This is a genomic window from Vibrio sp. STUT-A16, assembly GCF_026000495.1.
Taxonomy (GTDB): domain Bacteria; phylum Pseudomonadota; class Gammaproteobacteria; order Enterobacterales; family Vibrionaceae; genus Vibrio; species Vibrio diabolicus.
The window spans coordinates 887,806-910,082 of sequence record NZ_AP026765.1 but is presented as its reverse complement, the minus strand read 5'-3'; the positions used below and the strand labels follow the sequence as shown (position 1 = coordinate 910,082).

The window sequence follows — 22,277 nt, the reverse complement described above, 5'->3', positions numbered from 1 at the left end:
ATGAATTTTCATTACCTGCGCCAAATAAGTTCACAATCTTGACCATTAAACGCCTGATCAACGAACAGATCTGCCACAGCAACGACTCGGTCTTGATACATCAAAATCGGAATTTGACGACGCAGCCAGCTTGGCACATTGTATTCTTGGAATAATTTCTTCAGTTTTCGACTGTGATTACGCGTGGTTGGATGAGCTGATAAGCCTTCCGGATTGAAGGTCACGCGAAGCAATTCTGGCTGACTCGGAAGCGCAATCGTTGCGTTACTAGAACTCGTCGTTAAGGTCAGCTCCCCTAGCCGCTCTGGAAGCGATAAAACGGTATCGACTTGAATCGTACTTTGCCACTCAGTGACGTCAGCGATTTCTGTTACCCAGTAGAGACGATTTCGAAAACGGCGCACTTCACCTTGTTTAAGTTGTAGTTTGGGGTTGGCATCTTGCTGAGCTAATGCGACTTCATTCCAGATAAGATTGAGTTGTACCTGAGTCGGCATACTAGTATTAAGCTTAGCCAGCCACATACGAATCAAGCGCGCACGCGCTAATTCACTGTGCTTAGCCAGTTCTTTAATACTTAAACTTAGATCCGTTTGTAAAGCGCGTTCAAACACCGCGCTCAATAGTTCATCCAATAGCGCTTCTTGCTGAGCACATAAGCTTGCACTGCGCTGAACCGCTTGATGGATACTAGGCCAGCGACCAGACAATTCAGGGATAACACAATGACGAAGAAAGTTACGATCATAACGAGTATCTTGGTTGCTTTCGTCTTCCACCCACTCCAAACCTAATTTAGTAGCCGCGTCTTCGATGGTCTTCCGCTTGATAGTAAGCAATGGTCGAACTAGGGACCCACTAGAAAACGGCATACTCTCCGCCATCGAAGATAACCCTTTTGGCCCGCTGCCTCGCTTAAGAGCAAGGAGAAAAGTCTCTAGTTGATCATCAGCATGTTGGCCGGTCAACAGTATATCGCCTTCTTGAACGTACTTAGTTAAGGCTTGATAGCGAGCTTCACGAGCAAGAAGTTCAATACTTTCACCATTGCTGATGTCTAAGCTCACTCGCTCAATCGAGCATGATATCCCCACTTGTTTTGCCCACAGTAGGCATTTATCAGCCCAATCATCGGCATTCGAGCTCAAACCATGGTGCACATATACGGCGTGGCACTCTATCGAATGCGCTTGTTGATAGCGACTGAGTAATTCGAGTAAAAGACGTGAATCCACTCCTCCGCTAAACGCCAAGACAACCTTAGTGCCTGATTGATAGTAGCGGCCGAGAACTTGAGCAAAATGCAGGTAAAGCGATTCCATAAGCGATCCGATAGGTACAAAAAAGGGCTGGACTCTCATCCAACCCTTTCTATTTTAACTGTTATCACTTGAGATATCAGCTAACGCTTAATTGCAATCACCGAAATTAACAGTAACCGTAGCTCATTAGGCGCTGGTAACGACGTTCACGTAGCGTCTCTTCATCCAATTGTTCTAGATCTTCTAGCTGACGAAGTAATGTCGCTTTCATATTCGCTGCCATTTGAACATGATCGCGATGAGCGCCGCCTAATGGCTCTTCGATGATTTCGTCGATCAGTTCAAGCTCTTTAAGACGCGGAGCAGTTAGGCCCATCGCTTCTGCCGCTTGTGGCGCTTTATCAGAATCACGCCATAGGATTGAAGCACAACCTTCAGGAGAGATTACTGAGTACGTAGAGTACTGAAGCATGTTCACGTAGTCGCCTACACCAATTGCTAGTGCGCCGCCTGAACCACCTTCACCAACAACGTTACAGATTACTGGCACTTTAAGACCAGACATCACTTTTAGGTTTTTCGCGATAGCTTCAGATTGACCACGCTCTTCTGCGCCCACTCCTGGATACGCGCCAGCCGTGTCGATAAATGTGATGATCGGCATGTTGAAACGCTCTGCCATTTCCATCAAGCGTAGAGCCTTACGGTAGCCTTCTGGTTTCGGCATACCAAAGTTACGTTTCACCTTTTCTTTGGTTTCACGACCTTTTTGGTGACCAATGATCATCACAGGGCGGCCTTCAAGGCGAGCCATGCCACCCACAATCGCTTTGTCGTCTGCAAACGCGCGGTCACCCGCTAATTCATCAAACTCCTCAAAAGCGTGTTGGATGTAATCCAGCGTGTAAGGACGTAGTGGGTGACGAGCCAGTTGAGCTGTTTCCCATGCGCCTAGGTCGCTGAAGGTTTTTTTCTTCAGCTCTAAGCTTTTCTTCTCAAGCTGTTCGATTTCTTTATCCAGGTCAATCGCAGAATCACCACCGTGACGAGAGACATCACGTAGTGCTTCAATTTTCGCTTCTAGTTCTGCAATTGGCTTTTCAAATTCAAGAAAGTTTAGGCTCATCTATGAATCCTTGTTTACTCAGCGTCTAACATATTGCGCTGAATTTTTAGTTAAATTCGAGTTCTACCTGGCTTTTGCCAAGTAACTGTTTTAAATCGTCGAGTAATGTATCACTTGGCGTTACTCGCCACTCGGTGCCCAATGTTAACCGCGCTCTGGCGTCGGCACGCTGGTAGTATACATTGACGGGTACGGTTCCGGCTTTGTGCGGTTCTAAAATACGGCTGAACTGCTCAAAAAACTGATCGTTGATCTGATTTGCATCTATCGATACCGACAAACCACGAGCGTATTTCTCGCGCGCACTGCCGAGATCCATAACTTCACGCGCCGACATTTTAAGGCCACCGTTGAAGTCATCAAAGCTGACCTGTCCAGAAACGACCAAAATTCTGTCTTTTTCGAGAAGTTCAGCGTATCGATCCAGTGCATCTGAGAACAACATCACTTCCATACGACCACTTCGGTCATCCAGTGTCATAATACCAATTCGTGTGCCACGCTTGGTCGTCATTACACGAGCGGCAATAACCAGGCCAGCCACCGTGACAGATTGGTCGCGACGCGTAGGTGTTGCGTCTTTTAGTCGACAACTGGTGTATTTGTTTAGTTCCTTTACGTAGGCGTTAATTGGGTGCCCTGTCAAATATAGACCTAGGGTATCACGCTCGCCCTCTAACCACACTTTTTCTGGCCAAGGCGGAACCTGCGTATACTTATGCTCTACTTCTTCAGGCGCATCCGTTAGCACACCAAACATATCCGTTTGACCAAACGCCTCAGCTTGATGATGTTGACTTGCTGCTTTTACCGCATCATTGAGTGACGCCATCATCGCCGCGCGGTGTGGGCCTAGTCGATCCAACGCGCCCGCGTAAATCAGCTTCTCTATCACTCGTTTATTGACGCGTTTTAGATCAACTCGAGCACAGAAATCAAATAGGTCTTTAAAGTGACCACCTTTATTTCTCGCCTCAAGAATCGCATCGATAGGACCTTCACCTACCCCTTTTATCGCACCAATACCGTAAACAATTGCGCCATTTTCATCAACATTAAAGCGATATAGGCCAGAGTTGATGTCTGGTGGCAACACGGTGAGCTTCATACGGAAACACTCATCGACCAAGCCAACGACTTTTTCCGTGTTATCCATATCAGCTGTCATTACCGCGGCCATAAATTCGGCAGGATAATGGGTTTTCAGCCAAAGAGTCTGATAAGAAACCAATGCATAAGCAGCAGAGTGCGATTTGTTAAAACCATAACCAGCGAACTTCTCTACCAAGTCGAAGATTTTCATCGCCAACTCGCCATCGATACCGTTCTTTATCGCACCTTCTTCAAAGATAGCACGTTGTTTTGCCATCTCTTCTGGCTTTTTCTTACCCATTGCACGGCGGAGCATGTCCGCACCACCTAGCGTGTAACCCGCTAAGATCTGCGCAATCTGCATTACCTGCTCTTGGTACAGGATGATGCCGTAGGTTGGATCAAGCGTCTCTTTTAGCGACTCGTGTTGCCACTTTTCATCTGGATAAGAGATCGCTTCTCGACCATGTTTACGGTCGATAAAGTTATCTACCATGCCCGATTGCAAAGGACCCGGACGGAAGAGTGCTACCAATGCGATAATGTCTTCGAAACAGTCTGGCTGAAGTCGTTTGATCAGCTCTTTCATGCCTCGAGATTCAAGCTGGAATACCGCTGTCGTTTCAGAGTTTTGCAACAAACGGAAAGAGGCAGGATCTTCTAACGGTATGGATTCAATTTGAACCGGCTCCTTACCTTCTCGCTCTAGACGTGGGTTAATCAGCCCTAACGCCCAGTCAATAATGGTTAAGGTACGTAAACCCAAGAAGTCAAACTTAACTAGGCCAGCGGTCTCAACATCGTTTTTATCAAATTGAGTAACCGGAAAGTGACCTTCAGCGTCTGCATAAATTGGTGCAAAATCGGTAATTGTTGTAGGTGAAATTACAACGCCACCAGCGTGTTTACCGGCGTTTCGCGTACAACCTTCCAAAATATGACACATGTCGATGAGTTCTTTAACTTCCTCATCGGCCTCATACAATTCAGGTAGCGCAGGTTCAGCTTTAAACGCCTTATCTAGCGTCATGCCTGGATCAGGCGGGATCAGCTTTGAAATACGATCAACAAAACCAAATGGATGACCCAATACGCGGCCAACGTCACGGATTACCGCTTTTGCCGCCATGGTACCAAACGTGATGATCTGAGACACCGCGTCGCGACCGTACATTTCCGCAACGTGGTCAATAACCTGGTCACGTTTATCCATACAGAAATCGACGTCGAAATCGGGCATCGAGACACGTTCTGGGTTCAAGAAACGTTCGAACAGCAAGTCGTATTCTAATGGATCCAGGTCGGTGATTTTTAATGCGTAAGCCACCAAAGAGCCGGCACCGGAACCACGTCCAGGACCTACAGGAATTCCATTATCTTTTGACCACTGGATGAACTCCATTACGATCAAGAAGTAACCAGGGAATCCCATTTGGTTGATAACATCTAGCTCTATCTGAAGACGTTCATCATATTCAGGGCGACGACGTTTCCTCTCTTCCTCATCTGGAAATAGGAACTCTAAACGCTCTTCCAAGCCCTCTCGGGATTTCATGACTAAGAACTCAGTCTCTTTCATCCCTTCAGTTGGGAAGGCTGGTAGGAAGTACTCCCCTAAGCGCACAGTCACGTTACAACGCTTCGCTATCTCGACACTGTTTTCTAACGCTTCAGGAATATCAGCAAACAGCTCGCACATTTCTTCTTCTGTACGAAGATATTGCTGCGGACTGTAGTTTTTTGGCCTACGCGGATCTTCTAATGTGTAACCATCGTGAATCGCTACGCGTATTTCATGAGCATCAAATAGGTCTGGACTCAGGAATACAACTTCATTGGTCGCCACTACTGGCAAGTCTTGCTGCTCTGCCAATTCAACTGCAAAGTGAAGATAAGTCTCTTCATCTGGACGACCGGTACGAAGTAACTCAAGATAAAAGCGATCTGGAAAATGCTGTTTATAAAAATCAACACACCCTTGCACTATTTGACGGTTGCCTTTCAAAAGGCCGCGACCAATTTCCCCGCTTTTACCGCCGGATAATACAATCAGGCCTTCAGACATTTCAGCCAACCAGGCTTTATCAATCACCGGGTGGTGTTGAACATGTCCACGTAAGTACGCTTTTGATATCAATAACGTCAGGTTCTTATAACCTACATTATCCGCCGCAAGCAAAGTCACTTGTGTCAGCTCTTCACCAAACTCGTCCGACTGCATTTTAAAGTCAGCACCAATGATCGGTTTAACACCACTGCCATGCGCCGTACCGTAAAACTTCACCAAACCACATAGGTTGGTAAAGTCGGTCAACGCCATTGCGGGCATACCGAGCTCAGCAACTTTCTTTACGATTGGCGGAACTTTGTTGAGGCCATCCACCATCGAGAAGTCACTATGAACACGCAGGTGGATGAATTTGGGATCTGACATTAACAGGTACCGTGTAACTCTATTTTGTTGGGGATTCTAACCTAAAGAGGTTGGGTTTATAACACCAATTAGATCGTTTGATTATTCTATGCCTAACGCTTTTTTTACTGGCTTGAAACTCTTGCGGTGTTCACTGATCACTCCGTGTTGCTCAATCGCTTCAAAGTGCGCTTTAGTTGGGTAACCTTTGTGCTTCGCGAAGCCAAATTGTGGATGAAGTTTATCCAACTCTTCCATCTCTTGGTCACGCACGACTTTGGCAATAATTGAAGCCGCACTGATTTCGGCAACACGTAGATCGCCTTTTACTACAGCTTGAGCATCCATTGGCAGCTCCGGACAACGGTTACCATCAATCAACACCAAATCAGGTTGAACCTGTAACCCCGCCACTGCACGCTGCATCGCAACCATAGTCGCCTGCAAAATATTCAGTTGATCGATTTCTTCAGGAGAACAACGCCCGACCGCCCACGCCAATGCTTTTTCTTTGATTTCAGGAAGCAGCGCCATGCGTTTCTTTTCGGTCAATTTTTTCGAATCGTTCAACCCTTTAATAGGATTGTTAGGATCAAGGATAACCGCAGCGGTGACGACGTCTCCCACCAAAGGGCCACGTCCGACCTCGTCGACTCCGGCCACAAGCTGGTAACCTTGCGGATATTCAAACGGAGGGAGTTCAACTTTGGTTTTGGTCGCTTTTGGTTTAACAGCCATGATAAATCTCTATTTTTCAATCAGTTTTAGAACCGCGTTTGCGGCTTGTTGGTCCGCATCTTTACGGATCCAATGATGCATTTCCGTAAACTTATCTAACATCGGTTTATTGTCGCTTTCCAATAAGCGAGAAACCTCAGCAAACAAATTGTCTGGTGTGCACTCATCTTGTAGATATTCTTTGACGAGCTCATCATCCGCTAAGATATTCGGCAATGACACATACTTCGTTTTCAATAGACGTTTAGCTAAGAAAGCAGTAAATGCATTCACACGATAACCCACCACCATTGGACGCTTGAGAAGCATACACTCCAACGCTACGGTACCAGAGGCCAGCATCACGGCATCGGATGCGGTGATGACGTTGCGTGCGGTGTCATCAACTAACTTGAAGTCCAACTCTGGTGCGAATTCTTTCCAGGCTTGTTCAAACTGCTCACGGCGTTTTTGATTAACAAGCGCGACAACAAACCCCAGTTCTGGAAATTTTTTATGGAGTAACTTGCAGGTTTCAATAAATGGCTCAGAGAGCATTTTTAACTCGCTACCACGACTGCCTGGCAGGACAGCAAGCCACTTTTTATCTTGTTCTAAACCAAGCAACTCACGTGCAGGCGCTTGTTCTGATTCTAGTGGGATGGAATCAGCCAAGGTATGACCAATGAACTCGCAAGGTACATTAAATTTGTCGTAGAACGCTTTCTCAAACGGAAGAAATGCTAGCACCAAGTTCGTTGCCGCTTCTATTTTAAAGATGCGCTTCTGACGCCAAGCCCAAACAGACGGACTCACGTAATGAACGGTTTTAATGCCCGCTTGCTTGAGGTCAAGCTCTAGGCGTAAGTTGAAGTCAGGAGCATCGATCCCGATGAAAACATCAGGCGGATTCTGAGTAAAATACTGAACGAGCTCAGCTTTCACTTTAAGAAGTCTCGGTAAGCGGCCTAAAACCTCGACTAATCCCATCACCGCAAGCTCTTCCATATCAAACAGAGACTCGCAACCTTGGGCTATCATTTTCGGACCGCCAATGCCTACGAACTCTGCGTCTGGATATTGTTGCTTTACTGCTTTGATAAAGCCTTCACCTAGCGTATCGCCAGACAATTCTCCGGCAATGATGCCAATACGTAATGGTCTTTCCATATCTACTTCGCTATTTTTCCTGTGCGCTATGGATAACGGTTTGCCTTATCCATAAAACACAAAAAGATCGTAACCTCAAATTCGGTCACGATCTTTTTATTTATTGCTTCATTCGCCAATTAACGAATAATGCCACGTTCCGTCGTTTCCAGAATATCAGAGAAACGCTTCACTGCTGGCCACTCTTGAGCCATTTCAGCTAGAATAGGCTTCACTTCTTCTAGCGTCTTACCTGAACGGTAGATTTCTTTATACGCTTTTTGTAGCGCACGAATCTCTGGTTTCTCAAAACCATTACGCTTCAAGCCAACAAGGTTCAAGCCGAAAGGTGTTGCGTGGTTACCTTGCGCGAGTACGTAAGCTGGGACATCTTGCACCACTGCTGAACAGCCGCCAATGTACGCGTAAGCGCCCACTGTACAAAACGGGTGAATCGCAGACAGTGCCATCACACCGGCATAATCATCAACAGTAACGTGACCACCAAGAATCGAGTTATTACCGATATGAGTGTGGTTACCAATAACAACATCATGCGCAACGTGTGCATTCACACACAATAAGTTGTCATCACCAATGATCGTGGTTGCTTTGTCTTGCACTGTGCCACGGTGAACTTGGACCGCTTCACGAATGACGTTACGATCACCGATAACCACGGTTGTATCTTCACCACCGTATTTTTTATCTTGGTTTTCCTCACCAATAACAGCATGCGGGAAAATACGGTTATCTTTGCCAATAGTCGTGTGACCTTTGATCACAACGTGAGACATCACTTCTGTGCCTTCACCAATTTCAACCGTAGAGGTGATGTACGTAAAAGGACCTACCGTTACGTTAGCACCAATTTTGGCGCCCTCTTCTACCACCGCTGCCGGGTGGATTTTAGCGGTTTCATGAATCATATTAAAACTCTCGACGAGCACACTTCAGTTCTGCAGAACATACCACTTCGCCGTCAACTTTTGCTACACCGCTAAATGCAGCAATGCCGCGACGTTCTTTCAGAAATTCTACCTCAATAACCAATTGGTCGCCCGGAACCACTGGTTTACGGAATTTCGCGCCGTCTACGCTTGCAAAGTAGTACAGTTCATTTTCTGTTGGTGCACCAAATGATTTAAATGCAAGTAAGCCTGTTGCCTGAGCCATTGCTTCTAAAATCAAAACACCTGGGAATACTGGTAGTTGAGGAAAGTGACCTGTGAACTGAGGTTCGTTAACCGACACGTTTTTAATCGCGTGAAGGTACTTCTCTTCTTGGAAGTCTATCACTCGGTCGATCAATAAGAATGGGTAGCGATGAGGTAGTAGCTCTTGAATTTCAGAGATATTCATCGTTTTCTTTTCAGTAGTCAAAGTCGTCTTCCTATATCAATTTTTTGCCGCCAAGATGGCAAACGTGGCAACAGGTCGTAAAGCCGAATCGCTTTGCAATATACAAGCAAAATACGCACCATCTTGGAGTTAAATCTACTTAGAGCGCGTCATTATAGAAGAAAAAGACCCGCATTTCGCGAGTCTTCGTACAGAATATGGAACTAGAGCCTGTTAGCTTTCACGTTAAATACAGAGCGAAAAATAACTTGTTCTAAATTTCTTCTTTCTGTTCCAGCTGCTTTTCAACCGCTTTCAGGCGCTTATTCATCTCATCAATACGGTGAACTCGAGTTGCAGTTTTACGCCACTCTCTGTTCGTTTGTAGTGGAATACCTGATGAGTAAAGGCCTTTTTCTTCGATACTGCGCATTACCATGCCCATACCTGTAATCGCCACACCATCTGCGATAGTGATATGGCCATTCAGAACAGACGCGCCGCCAATCTGGCAGTACTTACCAATTTTTGTACTGCCCGCGACAATAGTACCACCAGGCATCACGGTACCATATCCGATCTGCACGTTGTGCGCGATTTGAAGTTGGTTATCCAGAATGACATTGTCTTCAATGATAGTATCTTCGAGTGCACCGCGGTCAATCGTAGTACAAGCACCAATCTCAACGCGGTTACCGATACGCACTGAACCAAGCTGAGGGATTTTGATCCACTCGCCTTTGTCATTCGCATAACCGAAGCCATCAGAGCCAATGACGGTACCCGATTGAACGAGACAGTCATCACCCAATGACACTTCATGATAGATAGTGACATTAGCCCAAAGCTTGGTGTTATTCCCTAGCTTGGCGTTCTTACCGATAAAACAACCAGCGCCAATGCTTACGTTGTCGCCGAGTTCCACGCCCGTTTCAATCACGGCGTTAGCGCCGATTGTAACGTTCTCACCCATCTTAACATCAGCGGCAATCACAGCACTTGGTGCAATATCGTCTGCCGGTTTTGGTGTGGTATCCATCGCTTGAACCACACGAGCAAATGCGACATAAGGGTCTGAAACCACTAGCGCATTTCCAACGCATTGATCTTTATGCTCAGCCTTTACCATAACAACGGTAGCTTGGCACTCAGAAAGGTGTTTTGCGTATTTTGGGTTAGACAAGAAGGTTACGTCACCTTCTTGTGCTTTATCCATTGGGGCAACACGGCTTACAACGAGAGACTCGTCACCAAACAGCTCACCCCCGGTAATTGTCGCCAATTCGGCTAATGTTAATGTCTTCATAACTTCTTATTTTAGAGCTTTAATTACGTCTTCAGAGATATTGTATTCTGGCTTGCCGTACTGCAAAGCAGAGATATCAATCACAAGATCGTAACCATTTTTGTCTGCGACTTTCTTAACTGCATCTTGAATCGTTTTGAAAAGCTTCGCTTTTTCTTCAGCTTCACGACGCGCACTTGCTTTTTCAAGTGCTTGTGCTTTCACTTTGTACTCGCTGTCTAGCTTCGCGATATCGATACGTAGCTTTTCAACTTCGTCTTGACCCAAAAGCTCGCCGTCACGTTGTAGCTTTTCGATCTTTGTTTTAGCTTGTGCTTGGATTGACTTCAGTTCATCAGCTTTGCTTTTGAAGTCTTTCTGCATTTTTTGTAGTACAACTTCACGTTGAGGAAGAGCTTGGAAAACTTGAGCTGTATTTACATAAGCAATTTTCTGTGCAGCTTCTGCCGCATTTGCAAACATTGAAGAGCTCAGTACAAGAAGGCCAATCCCAGCCGCTTTGATCATTTTATTCAAAATATTTTCCTCTTTAGAAAGTTCTACCGATAGTGAATGTGAAGAACTCTTCATCATCGCCATCAAATTTCTTAATTGGTTTCGCTAGTGAGAATACTAGTGGCCCCATTGGAGACATCCACTGCAACGCCGCACCGTAAGAAGAGCGGTAGTTGGTTGGATCTGAGTAATCGTAGTAGTAACGGTCACCATATTCCGCACCTGAATCGCGATAGTCAAACTCAGTATCCCAAACACTTGCCATATCAAAGAAGATACTGGTACGAATTTGGTTTTGTACTTCTTCTGACGCAAATGGTGTTGGGACAATCAACTCAACACTTGCTAGCGCCACGGCGTTACCACCGACAGAGTCATCTGTTGCTGTATCTGCACCATTGTTTGAGCCTGATGTATCACGGTAAACCGCTTTAGGGCCAACAGAGTTTGAACCAAAACCACGAAGCGACGTAAAGCCACCGGCGTAGTAGTTTTCATAGAATGGGAACAAGTTATCGTTACCATCTGTTTGGCCGTAACCATTGCCGTAACCTAAGCGACCACGGAACAAGAGGGTAAACTCATGCTTCTTAGTCAATGGCACATACTGGCGAACATCGTACTGCATTTTGAAGTATTGAACGTCAGAGCCAGGTACGGTCATTTTATAGAACGCACGTTGGTGGTTACCTGCCGTTGGGAAGTAACCACGGTTTAAGTTATTACGTGTCCAAGAGATATTGAAGTCGAAGTCGTTCGTGTTCAACGCTCCACTAGAATCAATGTTGTCTGCTTGTGCTCGTAAGAATTGCTCTACCTGCAAGTAAGGCGATAAGTTACCGATCTTGTTGTGCGTATAACCGACACCGAATTCAAAACGGTTCAGCTCATCGAATGGGAAGCCCCACGTTAAGCTCGCACCATAGCTTTCGTTGGTATAGTCAACGATATTGGCTTCTTTCGCTTCAAATTCGTTGTAGAAGACCTTACCACCTAAGCTAACACCGTCTAAGTTCCAGTACGGGTCTCGGTAATCTAGACTGATGTTTTTTTGGTAGTCATTCATCATCGCGTTGATACCAACACGGTTACCGCTACCAATGAAGTTATCTTGTTGCAGACCGACCTGGAAGCTCACGCCTGATTCGGTACCGTAGCCAACACCGAAGTTAACGCTACCAGAGTTCGCTTCTTTGACAGAGTAAACTAGGTCGACTTGATCATCACTACCTGGCACTCGAACGGTTTGTACTTCAACGTTTTCAAAGTAACCCAAACGGTTTAGACGAGTTTTACCCGTTTCAATCGATTTCGAGTTTAACCAACTGCCTTCCATCTGACGCATTTCACGACGAAGGACTTCATCTTTGGTTGAGTTGTTACCCGTGAAGCGGATATCACGAACGTAAATTCGGTTACCTGGATCGACGTTAACGACCAAAGAAACTTCTTGATTCTCGTCGTCAAACTCAGGAATGGTATTCACTTGAGGATAAGCGTAGCCGGACTCACCAAGCACACGTTTAATACCCTCTTCCATTGAAGTGACCAACGAGCCGTTGTACGTCTCATTGTCTTCAAATGGTACAAGTCGTTCGAACGTCGCTTCCTCACCAATCAAATCACCACGGAACTTTACGTCCTTGACGGTGTAAACCTCGCCCTCTTCTAAGCCAAGAGTAATGTATACCCCTTTCTTGTCAGGAGAGATTGCAACTTGTGTCGAATCAACGTTAAATTTTAGGTAACCGCGGTCCAGATAGAATGATTTGAGCGCTTCAATATCACCTGCAAGCACTTGTTTTTGGTACTTTTCGTCAGACAGAAAATTCCACCACGGCACATCAACATTCAAGTTAAAACGAGAAAGAAGGTCCTCATCGCTGAAAACTTCATTGCCGATAAAATTGATTTGCTGAATTTTTGCCGACACGCCTTCAGTAAAGACAAACTTTAGGTCAGAACGGTTACGTGGCAGTGGAGTCACCACCGCTTTTACTGTTGCGTTGTATTTACCTACGCTGTAGTAAAAGTCTTCTAAGCCTTTTTCAATGTTGCTTAGCGTGGTGCGGTCAAGCGCTTCGCCTTCACGAACACCAGATGCGTTCAGGTTTTCTTGTAGCTGCTCGTCCTTGATTGCTTTGTTACCAGAAAATGAGATGCTGGCAATGGTAGGACGTTCTTTGACTTGAACCATCAGAACGCCGCCGTCACGTAACACTTTCACATCTTCAAAGTTACCAGATGCATACAGTGCACGGATAATCTCTGCAACATCGCCTTGGCCAATGGTATCACCGACACGTACAGGCATTTTCAACAACGCAGCACCCAGTGCTACACGCTGCAATCCATCGATTTCAATATCTTGAACTACGAAGTTCTCTGCTCCATTTGCAGATACACTGGTCGCCAGTAAACTTGCAAATAGAATTCGCTTAATCGCCATACTTGTTCTAATTATTCCTTGCTACTGCTTTTGTCTCTGAACTATCACAGACGAGTAAAATCATTAAATAGCGCTAACGCCATGAGCGAGAAGATGATCGCACCACCAATTCTAAAACCCATTTCCTGCACTCTCTCAGGAACGGGACGTCGAATGACTGCTTCAATTGCAAAAAACAACAAATGACCGCCATCCAACATTGGTAAAGGAACGAGATTAATAATACCTAGGTTAACACTAATTAGAGCGAGAAAACCTAAAAAGTAGACCAAGCCATAATCAGCCGTCGCACCTGCGCCTTTGGCTATTGATATTGGACCACTCAGATTATTCAGACCAACGTCACCAACAATCAGTTTCTTAAGCATGCTGATTGTCAAGCCAATGACTTGGCCGGTTTTGTCTACCGCCTTACCTACTGACTCGAATACACCAAACTGAAGGTCGAAGCGATAACTTTCTGGCCATTCTGCGACTTTAGGTGCAATACCTGCAAAACCAACGACTTCTTTGTTAGCTAGCTCACGGCTACCAGGCGTCAGCGTTAATGTTTGCTCATAGCCCTGACGCAATACCGTTAATTCAATCGGTGTATCAGGATTAGAGCGAACCGCTTCAACAACCTGCTTCCACTCCGTGACGCGTTGTTCATCAATAGCGACAATCTCATCACCTGGAAGCACACCTGCTTTTTCCGCCGCTCCACCTTGCGAAACCTGTTCGATAACGCGATACACCTCCGGTGTATACGGCGCAAAACCCAAGGACTGCATCGCAGACTGAGTTTCAGGGTCGAACTCCCATTCGCGCAGATCGAGCGTTTTCGTTACTTCTGAACCAACTTCATTCGCTGACGTCAGTGTTACTGTCATCAAATCATCGCCAATATGAGAAATCAATCCCATATTTACCGATTCCCAATCCGGAGTTTTGATACCAGATATCGATTTAAGTTCCATTCCAGATTCAATTCCGGCTTCTGCGACGATCGAATTGGGCGTAACTTCACCAATTACTGGCTTAACTGCTGGGATACCAATAAGAAATACGAGCCAATAGGCGAAGATTGCGAAAAGGAAGTTAAAGATAGGGCCTGCCGCAACAATAGAGGTTCGCTTCCATAGCGGCTTCTTATCAAACGCTAAATGCTTCTCATGTTCTGGCACCTCATCAACACGGCTATCAACCATTTTTACATAGCCGCCGAGAGGGATCATTGAGATGCTGTACTCCGTTCCGTCTTTGCCTACCTTACTCCAGATAGACTTGCCGAAACCGATTGAAAACTTTTCAACTTTCACGCCGCAACGGCGAGCAACCCAAAAGTGCCCAAACTCGTGCACAGCGACAAGAATGCCCAGTGCGACGATAAAAGAAATGAGATTCCACAATATACCAGTCATCAGCTACGCTCGCGTATGGTTTCTAGGGCAATAGTTCGTGCCATTCTATCTAGCTCTAACAAGCTTTCCAAGCTATTCGCATTCTCAGCTTTGCAGCTTGCATTGATTTTATTCAACACAGACTCATTGATGCGAGCGATATCCGTAAAACCTAGGCTGTTATTTAAAAATGCATCAACAGCGACTTCATTCGCTGCATTCAGTGCCGTTGTTGCATGTTGACCTTCATAACAAGCGTCAATTGCTAGTTTTAAACATGGGTAACGAGCAAAATCAGGTTGCAAAAACGTCAATTCGCCAATTTGCGTGAAGTCTAGTGGCTTAACCCCAGCTTCAACTCTTGATGGGTATGACATAGTCAGTGCAATAGGGGTCGCCATATCCGGCTCACCCATTTGTGCCAAAACCGAACCATCGCGGTATTGAACCATTGAATGAATAACAGACTGCGGATGAATAATAACCTTTAGCTGCTCGCGAACCGCATTAAACAACCATTTAGCTTCGATATACTCCAAGCCTTTGTTCATCATCGTGGCTGAGTCAACGGAAATCTTTGGTCCCATCGACCAGTTCGGATGGGCGATCGCCTGTTCAGGAGTCACCTTTTCCAGTTCTGCGATGTCAGTGTAACGGAAAGGACCACCAGAACCAGTCAGCAAAATATGAGAAATGCCATGTTCTTGTAAATTACAACGACCTAAATTGGTTTGTACTTGCTGTGGTAAGCACTGGAAAATAGCATTGTGTTCACTATCGACGGGAAGTAGCTCCGCACCAAACTCTTCTACGGCATCAATAAATAACTGGCCTGACATGACCAGTGCTTCTTTATTTGCCAACAATACTCGCTTACCAGCTTTCACAGCAGCCATGGTAGGCAGTAGACCAGCCGCTCCGACAATAGCAGCCATCACACTGTCAACTTCGTCCAATGAAGCAATATGGCATAGAGCATCCACACCACCTAATACTTCGGTGTTTGGCGAAACCAAATGTAACTCAGATTGGAGTTGAATCGCTGCGGCTTTGTCCGCCATTACCGCGTATTTAGGTTGCCACTGACGACATAGCCCGATCATCTTTTCAACGTTGGTGCTTGCCGCTAAGGCAACGACAGAAAACAGCTCTGGGTTTTGTTCGACCACTTTAAGCGTGCTTGCACCAATGGATCCAGTAGCACCAAGAATCGTTAACTTTTGCATGTTGTAAGACCGTTAGAAAGCTCAGGAGCGACAATGCCGCTCCTGATAAATTAGAATACGTAGTAAAGAAGAGCAAAAACTGGGAATGCTGCGGTTAGGCTGTCAATACGATCGAGCACACCGCCATGTCCTGGGATAATGTTGCTGCTGTCTTTAATGCCTGAGACACGCTTGAACATACTTTCCACCAGATCGCCGAGCACTGATATAACAACAGTAACCAACGTAATCAACACCATATGTACAGGACTGGTGAACTGAATATCGAACCAATCAGCAAATGCCCACGCCACGATCAATGCCGTGATAATGCCGCCAATAAGCCCTTCAATGGTTTTATTCGGACTGACATGTGGCGCCATCTTGCGTTTGCCTAAGCTTTTGCCTGCAAAGTAAGCACCGCTATCTGCAGCCCATACCAAGAAACAAACGTATAACACGAGCTTTGCTCCGTGGTATGGATCTACCGTAATGTCATGAGCTCTAAGAATAACTACACTCCAAAGGAATGGAATTAATGTCAGAAAACCAAACACATGGCGTAAAACAAAATTATTTTGCCAAGATTTCGTCGTTTTGGGATAAGTAATCGCCATTAAGCTAGCAATAATCCACCAAACAAAACCAAGGCCCAGCACAACATAATGAGGCGTTGCTAAATGGTTGAGGCTATGTGCGTCAGGCGAAATATATAGAAAACTAAGTCCGGTAACAATGACTGCCGGAACGAGGGCAGCAAAGCGAGAGTTGCTTCCTGTAAATTGAGTCCACTCCCAAAAACCTAATAGGGTAATTGCAGTTAAAGCGGCAATAAAGCCCATTAGGGGTAATTTAAAAATGCCTAAAATAACCAGGGGAGCTAAAATTAGTGCTGTTATTATTCTCTGTTTCAAACTAACTAGTCCTTATTGAGCTGCCATCAATGCCTTTATTTGTTCACCTGTACAGCCAAAACGACGTTCTCGATTGATAAACCAAGTTACAGCTTCAACTAAGCTGTCTTCGTCGAATTCCGGCCAATACTCGGGTGTAAAGTACATTTCTGCATAAGCCATTTGCCACAACATAAAGTTGCTGATGCGACACTCTCCACTGGTACGAATCAAAAGATCCACTTCAGGTAAGTCTGCCATGGTCAAATGCTCAGTGATTAGCTGCTCATTGATATCCTCTACACGAATCTCACCGTTACGTGCTTTTAACGCTAACGTTTTGGCCGCTTCTGTGATGTCCCACTTACCGCCATAATTGGCTGCAATGTTGATCACCATCCCCGTGTTACCTGCCGTTAGATTTTCAGCTTCTACAATCTTCTTTTGTAGACGCTCACTAAATCGACTGGTATCACCGATCACGCGCAACCGTAAATTATTTTTGTGTAGTTTTTTTACTTCACTAGACAGGACCGTGATAAACAGTTCCATCAAAAGACCCACTTCTTCCTCCGGACGACGCCAGTTTTCACTACTAAAAGCAAATAGCGTCATGGCTTTAATGCCAAGCTTTGAAGCAGCAGCCACGGTCTTACGAACGGCATTAACGCCTTTTTTGTGACCAAATACGCGAGGTTTTCCTTTGGACTTAGCCCAACGGCCATTACCGTCCATAATGATGGCAATATGCTTAGGAAGGGAATCAGAGAAGGCTTGAGAATTTTGCATAGGGAGTTAATTGAGTTCCATCAGTTGGATAGACTAACATAAAAAAACGCTGAGCTGTGAGCACAGCGTTTTCCAACAGTGATGTGTGTGGGAGTATTAAACTTCCATCAACTCTTTTTCTTTTGCAGCAAGAACTTCATCGATCTTCTTAACTGCAACGTCAGTTAGTTTTTGAATTTCGTCTTGTGCTTTACGATCTTCATCTTCAGAGATTTCTTTATCTTTTAGAAGCGCTTTAAGATCGTTGTTTGCGTCACGACGGATGTTACGAACAGCAACACGACCACCTTCAGCTTCACCACGAACGATCTTAACTAGGTCTTTACGACGTTCTTCCGTTAGTGGTGGAAGTGGAACACGGATGATAGTACCAGCAGACATAGGGTTTAGACCAAGATCAGACGTCATGATCGCTTTTTCTACTTTCGGGGTCAGCTCTTTATCGAAAACCGTGATTGCAAGTGTACGCGCATCTTCAGCAATAACGTTTGCTACTTGGTTTAGAGGTGTTGCTGCACCGTAGTATTCTACAGAAATACCAGATAGTAGGCTTGGGTGTGCACGACCTGTACGAATTTTAGAAAGGTTGTTCTTAAGCGCTTCAACGCTTTTATCCATGCGCTCTTGCGCGTCTTTTTTGATTTCGTTAATCACAGTTTCACCTTAAAAATGTCATCTTTCCTGAAGAAAGCCTAAAACGGTTAAGCAAAGCAAACGCCACCCTAACGCTTTGGGTGGCACCTTGGGACAAGCTTATTCGTTGATTAGCGTGCCTTCTGCTTCGCCCATAACCACGCGACGTAGTGCGCCTGGCTTGTTCATGTTAAATACGCGGATTGGCATTTTGTGGTCACGAGCTAGCGTAAACGCCGCCAAGTCCATCACTTTCAGCTCTTTATCCAGAACTTCTGCGTAAGATAGCTTATCATACAGCTCTGCGTCTGGGTTTGCTACAGGGTCAGCAGTAAATACACCATCAACTTTCGTCGCTTTTAGTACAACATCCGCTTCGATTTCAATACCACGTAGGCAAGCAGCAGAATCCGTTGTAAAGAACGGGTTACCCGTACCAGCAGAGAAGATGACAACACGGCCTTGGCGAAGCTCACGGATCGCATCAGCCCAATTATAGTCGTCACATACGCCTTTTAGAGGAATGGCAGACATAACGCGCGCATTCACGTATGCACGGTGAAGAGCATCGCGCATCGCTAGGCCATTCATTACTGTAGCAAGCATACCCATGTGGTCACCAACTACGCGGTTCATACCAGCTTCAGCAAGGCCTGCACCACGGAACAAGTTACCGCCACCGATAACTACACCAACCTGAACACCCAGTTCAACCAGTTCTTTAACTTCTTGTGCCATGCGATCAAGGACCGCAGGATCAATACCAAAACCGTCTTCACCTTGAAGAGCTTCACCACTCAGTTTTAATAGAATACGTTGATACGCTGGTTTAGGGTTCGTAGTCATGGAGTTTACCTTCCAAAGAGAGTTGTTGATTAACAGTCATGAATAGACACAAATTCAGTTATGGCTATTCATCACGGCTAATCGTTCACTGCTCATAAAAAGACCGCAGCCAAGGCTACGGTCTAATCTTTATACAGTCTCTAAGGATTAACCTTTTTGAGCTGCAGCAACTTCTTCAGCGAAGCTCATTTCTTCTTTCTTCTCGATACCTTCACCTACTTCTAGGCGAACGAATGTAGAAACTGAAGCGCCTTTTTCTTTCAGCATTTCACCTACAGTTTTCTTAGGTTCCATGATGAAAGCTTGACCTGTTAGAGAGATCTCGCCAGTGAATTTCTTCATGCGGCCAACAACCATCTTCTCAGCGATTTCAGCAGGCTTGCCTTCGTTCATTGCGATTTCAACTTGAACCGCTTTCTCTTTTTCTACTACGTCAGCTGGTACGTCTTCTGGGTTAACGAACTCAGGCTTAGAAGCAGCAACGTGCATTGCAACGTGCTTAAGAGTTTCTGCGTCGCCTTCACCAGCAACAACAACACCGATTTTCTCACCGTGACGGTAAGAAGCAATTGCAGTGCCTTGAACGTATTCTACGCGACGGATAGTGATGTTTTCACCGATTTTAGCTACAAGAGCTACACGTGCGTCTTCGAATTGTGCTTGTAGCTCTTCAACAGTCGCTTTTGAAGCTAGAGCTGCAGCTGCAACTTCTTCTGCGAATGCAGTGAAGTTACCGTCTTTAGCAACGAAGTCAGTTTGGCAGTTAACTTCAAGAAGAACAGCAACGCCGTTTTCTTCTTTGATGATGATTGCGCCTTCAGCTGCAACGTTACCAGCTTTCTTAGCTGCTTTCGCTGCGCCAGATTTACGCATGTTTTCAATTGCTAGTTCGATGTCAGCGTTTGCTTCTACAAGCGCTTTCTTACATTCCATCATGCCAGCGCCAGTACGCTCGCGAAGTTCTTTAACTAGAGCAGCAGTTACAGTTGCCATTCTGTATTCCTCGTTTGATTCGAAATAAGGTAAAAAACAGGGGCCTAACATTGTCGGCCCCCATTGCTAACTATAACTTAGTTTATGCTACACAAAGGTTTCACATAGACCAAGTGTGACACAGAGCCGCTATTATTCAGCTTCTACGAAACCGTCTTTTTCAGCAACTGCAGCTACGTCTTTGTTACGACCTTCAGATACTGCTGAAGCAGCAGCGTTCAGGTATAGCTGTACAGCGCGGATCGCGTCGTCGTTACCTGGGATTACGTAGTCAACGCCGTCTGGGTTAGAGTTAGTATCTACCACAGCGTATACTGGAATACCTAGGTTGTTAGCTTCTTTAATTGCAATGTGTTCGTGATCAGCGTCGATTACGAATAGAGCGTCTGGTAGGCCGCCCATATCTTTGATACCACCAAGAGATTTCTCTAGCTTCTCCATTTCGCGAGTACGCATTAGAGCTTCTTTCTTAGTTAGTTTGTCAAAAGTACCGTCTTGAGATTGAGTCTCTAGATCTTTTAGACGCTTGATAGACTGACGAACTGTTTTGTAGTTTGTAAGCATACCGCCTAACCAGCGGTTGTTTACGTAAAACTGGTTGCTTGCGATTGCAGCTTCTTTAACAGCTTCAGATGCAGCGCGCTTAGTACCTACGAATAGAACTTTACCTTTCTTCTCGCCAACTTTAGCTAGTTCAGCTAGAGCGTCGTTGAACATTGGTACAGTTTTTTCTAGGTTGATGATATGAACTTTGTTACGAGCGCCAAAGATGAATGGCTTCATTTTTGGGTTCCAGTAACGAGTCTGGTGACCGAAGTGAACACCAGCTTTTAGCATATCGCGCATTGATACAGTTGCCATTTTAAATTCCTCTATGGGGTTAGGCCTCCACATTCCCCATAACTCCGACCAAGCTTCTGCTCAGCACCCCGGAATATGTGACGGAATGTGTGTGATTTAAAGATAAAAGGTTATTCGGATGAAGCTTGCTTCGCCGCTTAGCTTTGCTAAACGAAGAGAACAGTCCTCTATTCCGGCGCGCTTTATACCATATTTTAGCTCACTGTGGCTAGTAAAAATTATTTCTTCACCGTGCCACTTTCTCCTATTTATAAGCAAAACTTTAAACATACGATCGAATTAAGAATGATGCATATTCCTATCTAACTTGGGTTAACGCCCCGATGTCTGATAGAATGCGGCCATTCGCACGTTTACGTGCTTAGGAATAAGTAGAGAAAGCCAATGTCAATCAAGATTAAAACTGCTGAAGAAATAGAACGCATGCGCATTGCGGGCAAGCTGGCCGCAGAGATTCTAGAAATGATCGAACCACACATCAAAGTTGGTGTGACGACAGAAGAGTTGAACAAAATCTGTCATGAGTACGCTCTAGAAAAAGGCGCATACTCTGCTCCGCTTGATTACCATGGTTTCCCTAAGTCGATTTGTACTTCAATCAACCATATCGTATGCCACGGTATTCCAGCAGAAAAAGACGAAATCGGTAGCAACGGTCAAATGAAGCCAGCGGTACTAAAAGATGGCGACATCTTAAACGTTGATATTACCGTAATCGTTCCAAATGACGAAAATGCGGATCTGAGCGTGCGTCCTCAAGGTTACCATGGTGACACTTCTAAGATGTTCCTAGTCGGTGATGTTTCACCTGCAAACAAACGTCTATGCATGGTTGCTCAAGAAGCACTGTATGTTGGTATGCGTACCGTTAAGCCAGGTTCAACAGTTGGTGACATCGGTACAGCTATCGAGAAGTACATCAAAGAGAACAACAAAAACAACCCTCGCAACAAGTTTTCTATTGTGAAAGACTTCTGTGGCCACGGTATCGGCGATGAGTTCCATGAAGAACCACAAGTGGTTCATTACAAGAACAAAGACCGCCGCGTACTAAAAGAAGGCATGTGCTTTACTATTGAGCCAATGATTAACGCAGGTAAATTTGGTTGCTCTGTTGACGCTCAAGACGATTGGACCGTTTACACAGGCGACGGCAAGAACTCTGCTCAATGGGAACATACCATTGTTGTAACAAAAGAAGGTTGTGAAGTACTGACGCTTCGTAGCGACGATACGATTCCTCGCCTAATGAAAAACGCGTAAAGCTGACGACCACTCGTTGTTTACTATATCCCTGCTTCGGCGGGGATATTTTTTATCTGCCA

The 22,277-nt window shown here is 45.4% G+C and carries 19 protein-coding genes; 1 reads left to right on the top strand and 18 read right to left on the bottom strand.

Annotated elements, in window-relative coordinates; translation table 11 throughout:
* Positions 1 to 11: 11 nt before the first annotated feature.
* The 18 genes from tilS to rpsB all read right to left on the bottom strand — a co-directional run bounded on the left by tilS (position 12) and on the right by rpsB (position 20,952).
* A complete protein-coding gene (gene tilS / locus OO778_RS04280; protein WP_074191693.1) occupies positions 12 to 1,322 on the bottom strand; it encodes a tRNA lysidine(34) synthetase TilS in 1,311 nt (436 codons plus the stop codon).
* Between the two features lie 106 nt (positions 1,323 to 1,428).
* Complete coding sequence (gene accA / locus OO778_RS04275; RefSeq protein WP_005380365.1) at positions 1,429 to 2,388, bottom strand: acetyl-CoA carboxylase carboxyl transferase subunit alpha; 960 nt, start codon at positions 2,386 to 2,388, stop codon at positions 1,429 to 1,431.
* Between the two features lie 46 nt (positions 2,389 to 2,434).
* Positions 2,435 to 5,914, bottom strand: coding sequence for a DNA polymerase III subunit alpha (gene dnaE / locus OO778_RS04270; protein ID WP_005385364.1), 3,480 nt, complete (start codon positions 5,912 to 5,914; stop codon positions 2,435 to 2,437).
* Between the two features lie 81 nt (positions 5,915 to 5,995).
* Entirely contained in the window at positions 5,996 to 6,631 is a 636-nt protein-coding gene (gene rnhB / locus OO778_RS04265) for a ribonuclease HII (protein WP_065645511.1), read from the bottom strand.
* Between the two features lie 9 nt (positions 6,632 to 6,640).
* Complete coding sequence (gene lpxB / locus OO778_RS04260) at positions 6,641 to 7,780, bottom strand: lipid-A-disaccharide synthase (protein WP_074191694.1); 1,140 nt, start codon at positions 7,778 to 7,780, stop codon at positions 6,641 to 6,643.
* A 119-nt stretch (positions 7,781 to 7,899) separates the two neighbouring features.
* The gene (gene lpxA / locus OO778_RS04255; protein ID WP_005380357.1) at positions 7,900 to 8,688 is read right to left on the bottom strand and encodes an acyl-ACP--UDP-N-acetylglucosamine O-acyltransferase; all 789 of its coding nucleotides are present in this window, start codon (positions 8,686 to 8,688) and stop codon (positions 7,900 to 7,902) included.
* A 1-nt stretch (position 8,689) separates the two neighbouring features.
* Positions 8,690 to 9,142 (bottom strand): 3-hydroxyacyl-ACP dehydratase FabZ, encoded by a 453-nt coding sequence (gene fabZ / locus OO778_RS04250; protein ID WP_005380349.1) that lies wholly within the window; start codon positions 9,140 to 9,142, stop codon positions 8,690 to 8,692.
* A gap of 232 nt (positions 9,143 to 9,374) precedes the next feature.
* Positions 9,375 to 10,406: a UDP-3-O-(3-hydroxymyristoyl)glucosamine N-acyltransferase gene (gene lpxD, locus OO778_RS04245; RefSeq protein WP_046875503.1), complete on the bottom strand. Its 1,032-nt coding sequence runs from the start codon at positions 10,404 to 10,406 to the stop codon at positions 9,375 to 9,377.
* Positions 10,407 to 10,412: 6 nt separating this feature from the next.
* Positions 10,413 to 10,922 carry an OmpH family outer membrane protein gene (locus tag OO778_RS04240; protein ID WP_005391804.1) on the bottom strand — a complete coding sequence of 170 codons (510 nt, stop codon included), beginning with the start codon at positions 10,920 to 10,922 and terminating at the stop codon, positions 10,413 to 10,415.
* Positions 10,923 to 10,935: 13 nt separating this feature from the next.
* Entirely contained in the window at positions 10,936 to 13,350 is a 2,415-nt protein-coding gene (gene bamA / locus OO778_RS04235) for an outer membrane protein assembly factor BamA (RefSeq protein WP_006741664.1), read from the bottom strand.
* A gap of 44 nt (positions 13,351 to 13,394) precedes the next feature.
* Positions 13,395 to 14,753, bottom strand: a complete 1,359-nt coding sequence (gene rseP, locus OO778_RS04230; protein ID WP_012841504.1) for a sigma E protease regulator RseP — start codon at positions 14,751 to 14,753, stop codon at positions 13,395 to 13,397.
* Positions 14,753 to 15,958, bottom strand: a complete 1,206-nt coding sequence (ispC, locus tag OO778_RS04225) for a 1-deoxy-D-xylulose-5-phosphate reductoisomerase (protein WP_074191695.1) — start codon at positions 15,956 to 15,958, stop codon at positions 14,753 to 14,755. Before ispC ends, rseP begins: the two co-directional genes overlap by 1 nt.
* A gap of 50 nt (positions 15,959 to 16,008) precedes the next feature.
* A complete protein-coding gene (locus OO778_RS04220; protein WP_046875500.1) occupies positions 16,009 to 16,851 on the bottom strand; it encodes a phosphatidate cytidylyltransferase in 843 nt (280 codons plus the stop codon).
* Between the two features lie 12 nt (positions 16,852 to 16,863).
* Positions 16,864 to 17,619, bottom strand: coding sequence for an isoprenyl transferase (locus OO778_RS04215; protein ID WP_006741661.1), 756 nt, complete (start codon positions 17,617 to 17,619; stop codon positions 16,864 to 16,866).
* Positions 17,620 to 17,715: 96 nt separating this feature from the next.
* A complete protein-coding gene (gene frr, locus OO778_RS04210) occupies positions 17,716 to 18,273 on the bottom strand; it encodes a ribosome recycling factor (RefSeq protein WP_005380330.1) in 558 nt (185 codons plus the stop codon).
* 99 nt (positions 18,274 to 18,372) lie between these two features.
* The gene (gene pyrH / locus OO778_RS04205) at positions 18,373 to 19,098 is read right to left on the bottom strand and encodes a UMP kinase (protein ID WP_005380329.1); all 726 of its coding nucleotides are present in this window, start codon (positions 19,096 to 19,098) and stop codon (positions 18,373 to 18,375) included.
* A 147-nt stretch (positions 19,099 to 19,245) separates the two neighbouring features.
* Positions 19,246 to 20,091 carry a translation elongation factor Ts gene (gene tsf / locus OO778_RS04200; RefSeq protein ID WP_012841502.1) on the bottom strand — a complete coding sequence of 282 codons (846 nt, stop codon included), beginning with the start codon at positions 20,089 to 20,091 and terminating at the stop codon, positions 19,246 to 19,248.
* Positions 20,092 to 20,223: 132 nt separating this feature from the next.
* Positions 20,224 to 20,952, bottom strand: coding sequence for a 30S ribosomal protein S2 (gene rpsB, locus OO778_RS04195; RefSeq protein ID WP_012841501.1), 729 nt, complete (start codon positions 20,950 to 20,952; stop codon positions 20,224 to 20,226).
* A 384-nt stretch (positions 20,953 to 21,336) separates the two neighbouring features.
* Between rpsB and map the strand changes: the two genes are divergently transcribed.
* Complete coding sequence (gene map, locus OO778_RS04190) at positions 21,337 to 22,215, top strand: type I methionyl aminopeptidase (protein ID WP_005380326.1); 879 nt, start codon at positions 21,337 to 21,339, stop codon at positions 22,213 to 22,215.
* Positions 22,216 to 22,277 lie beyond the last annotated feature (62 nt).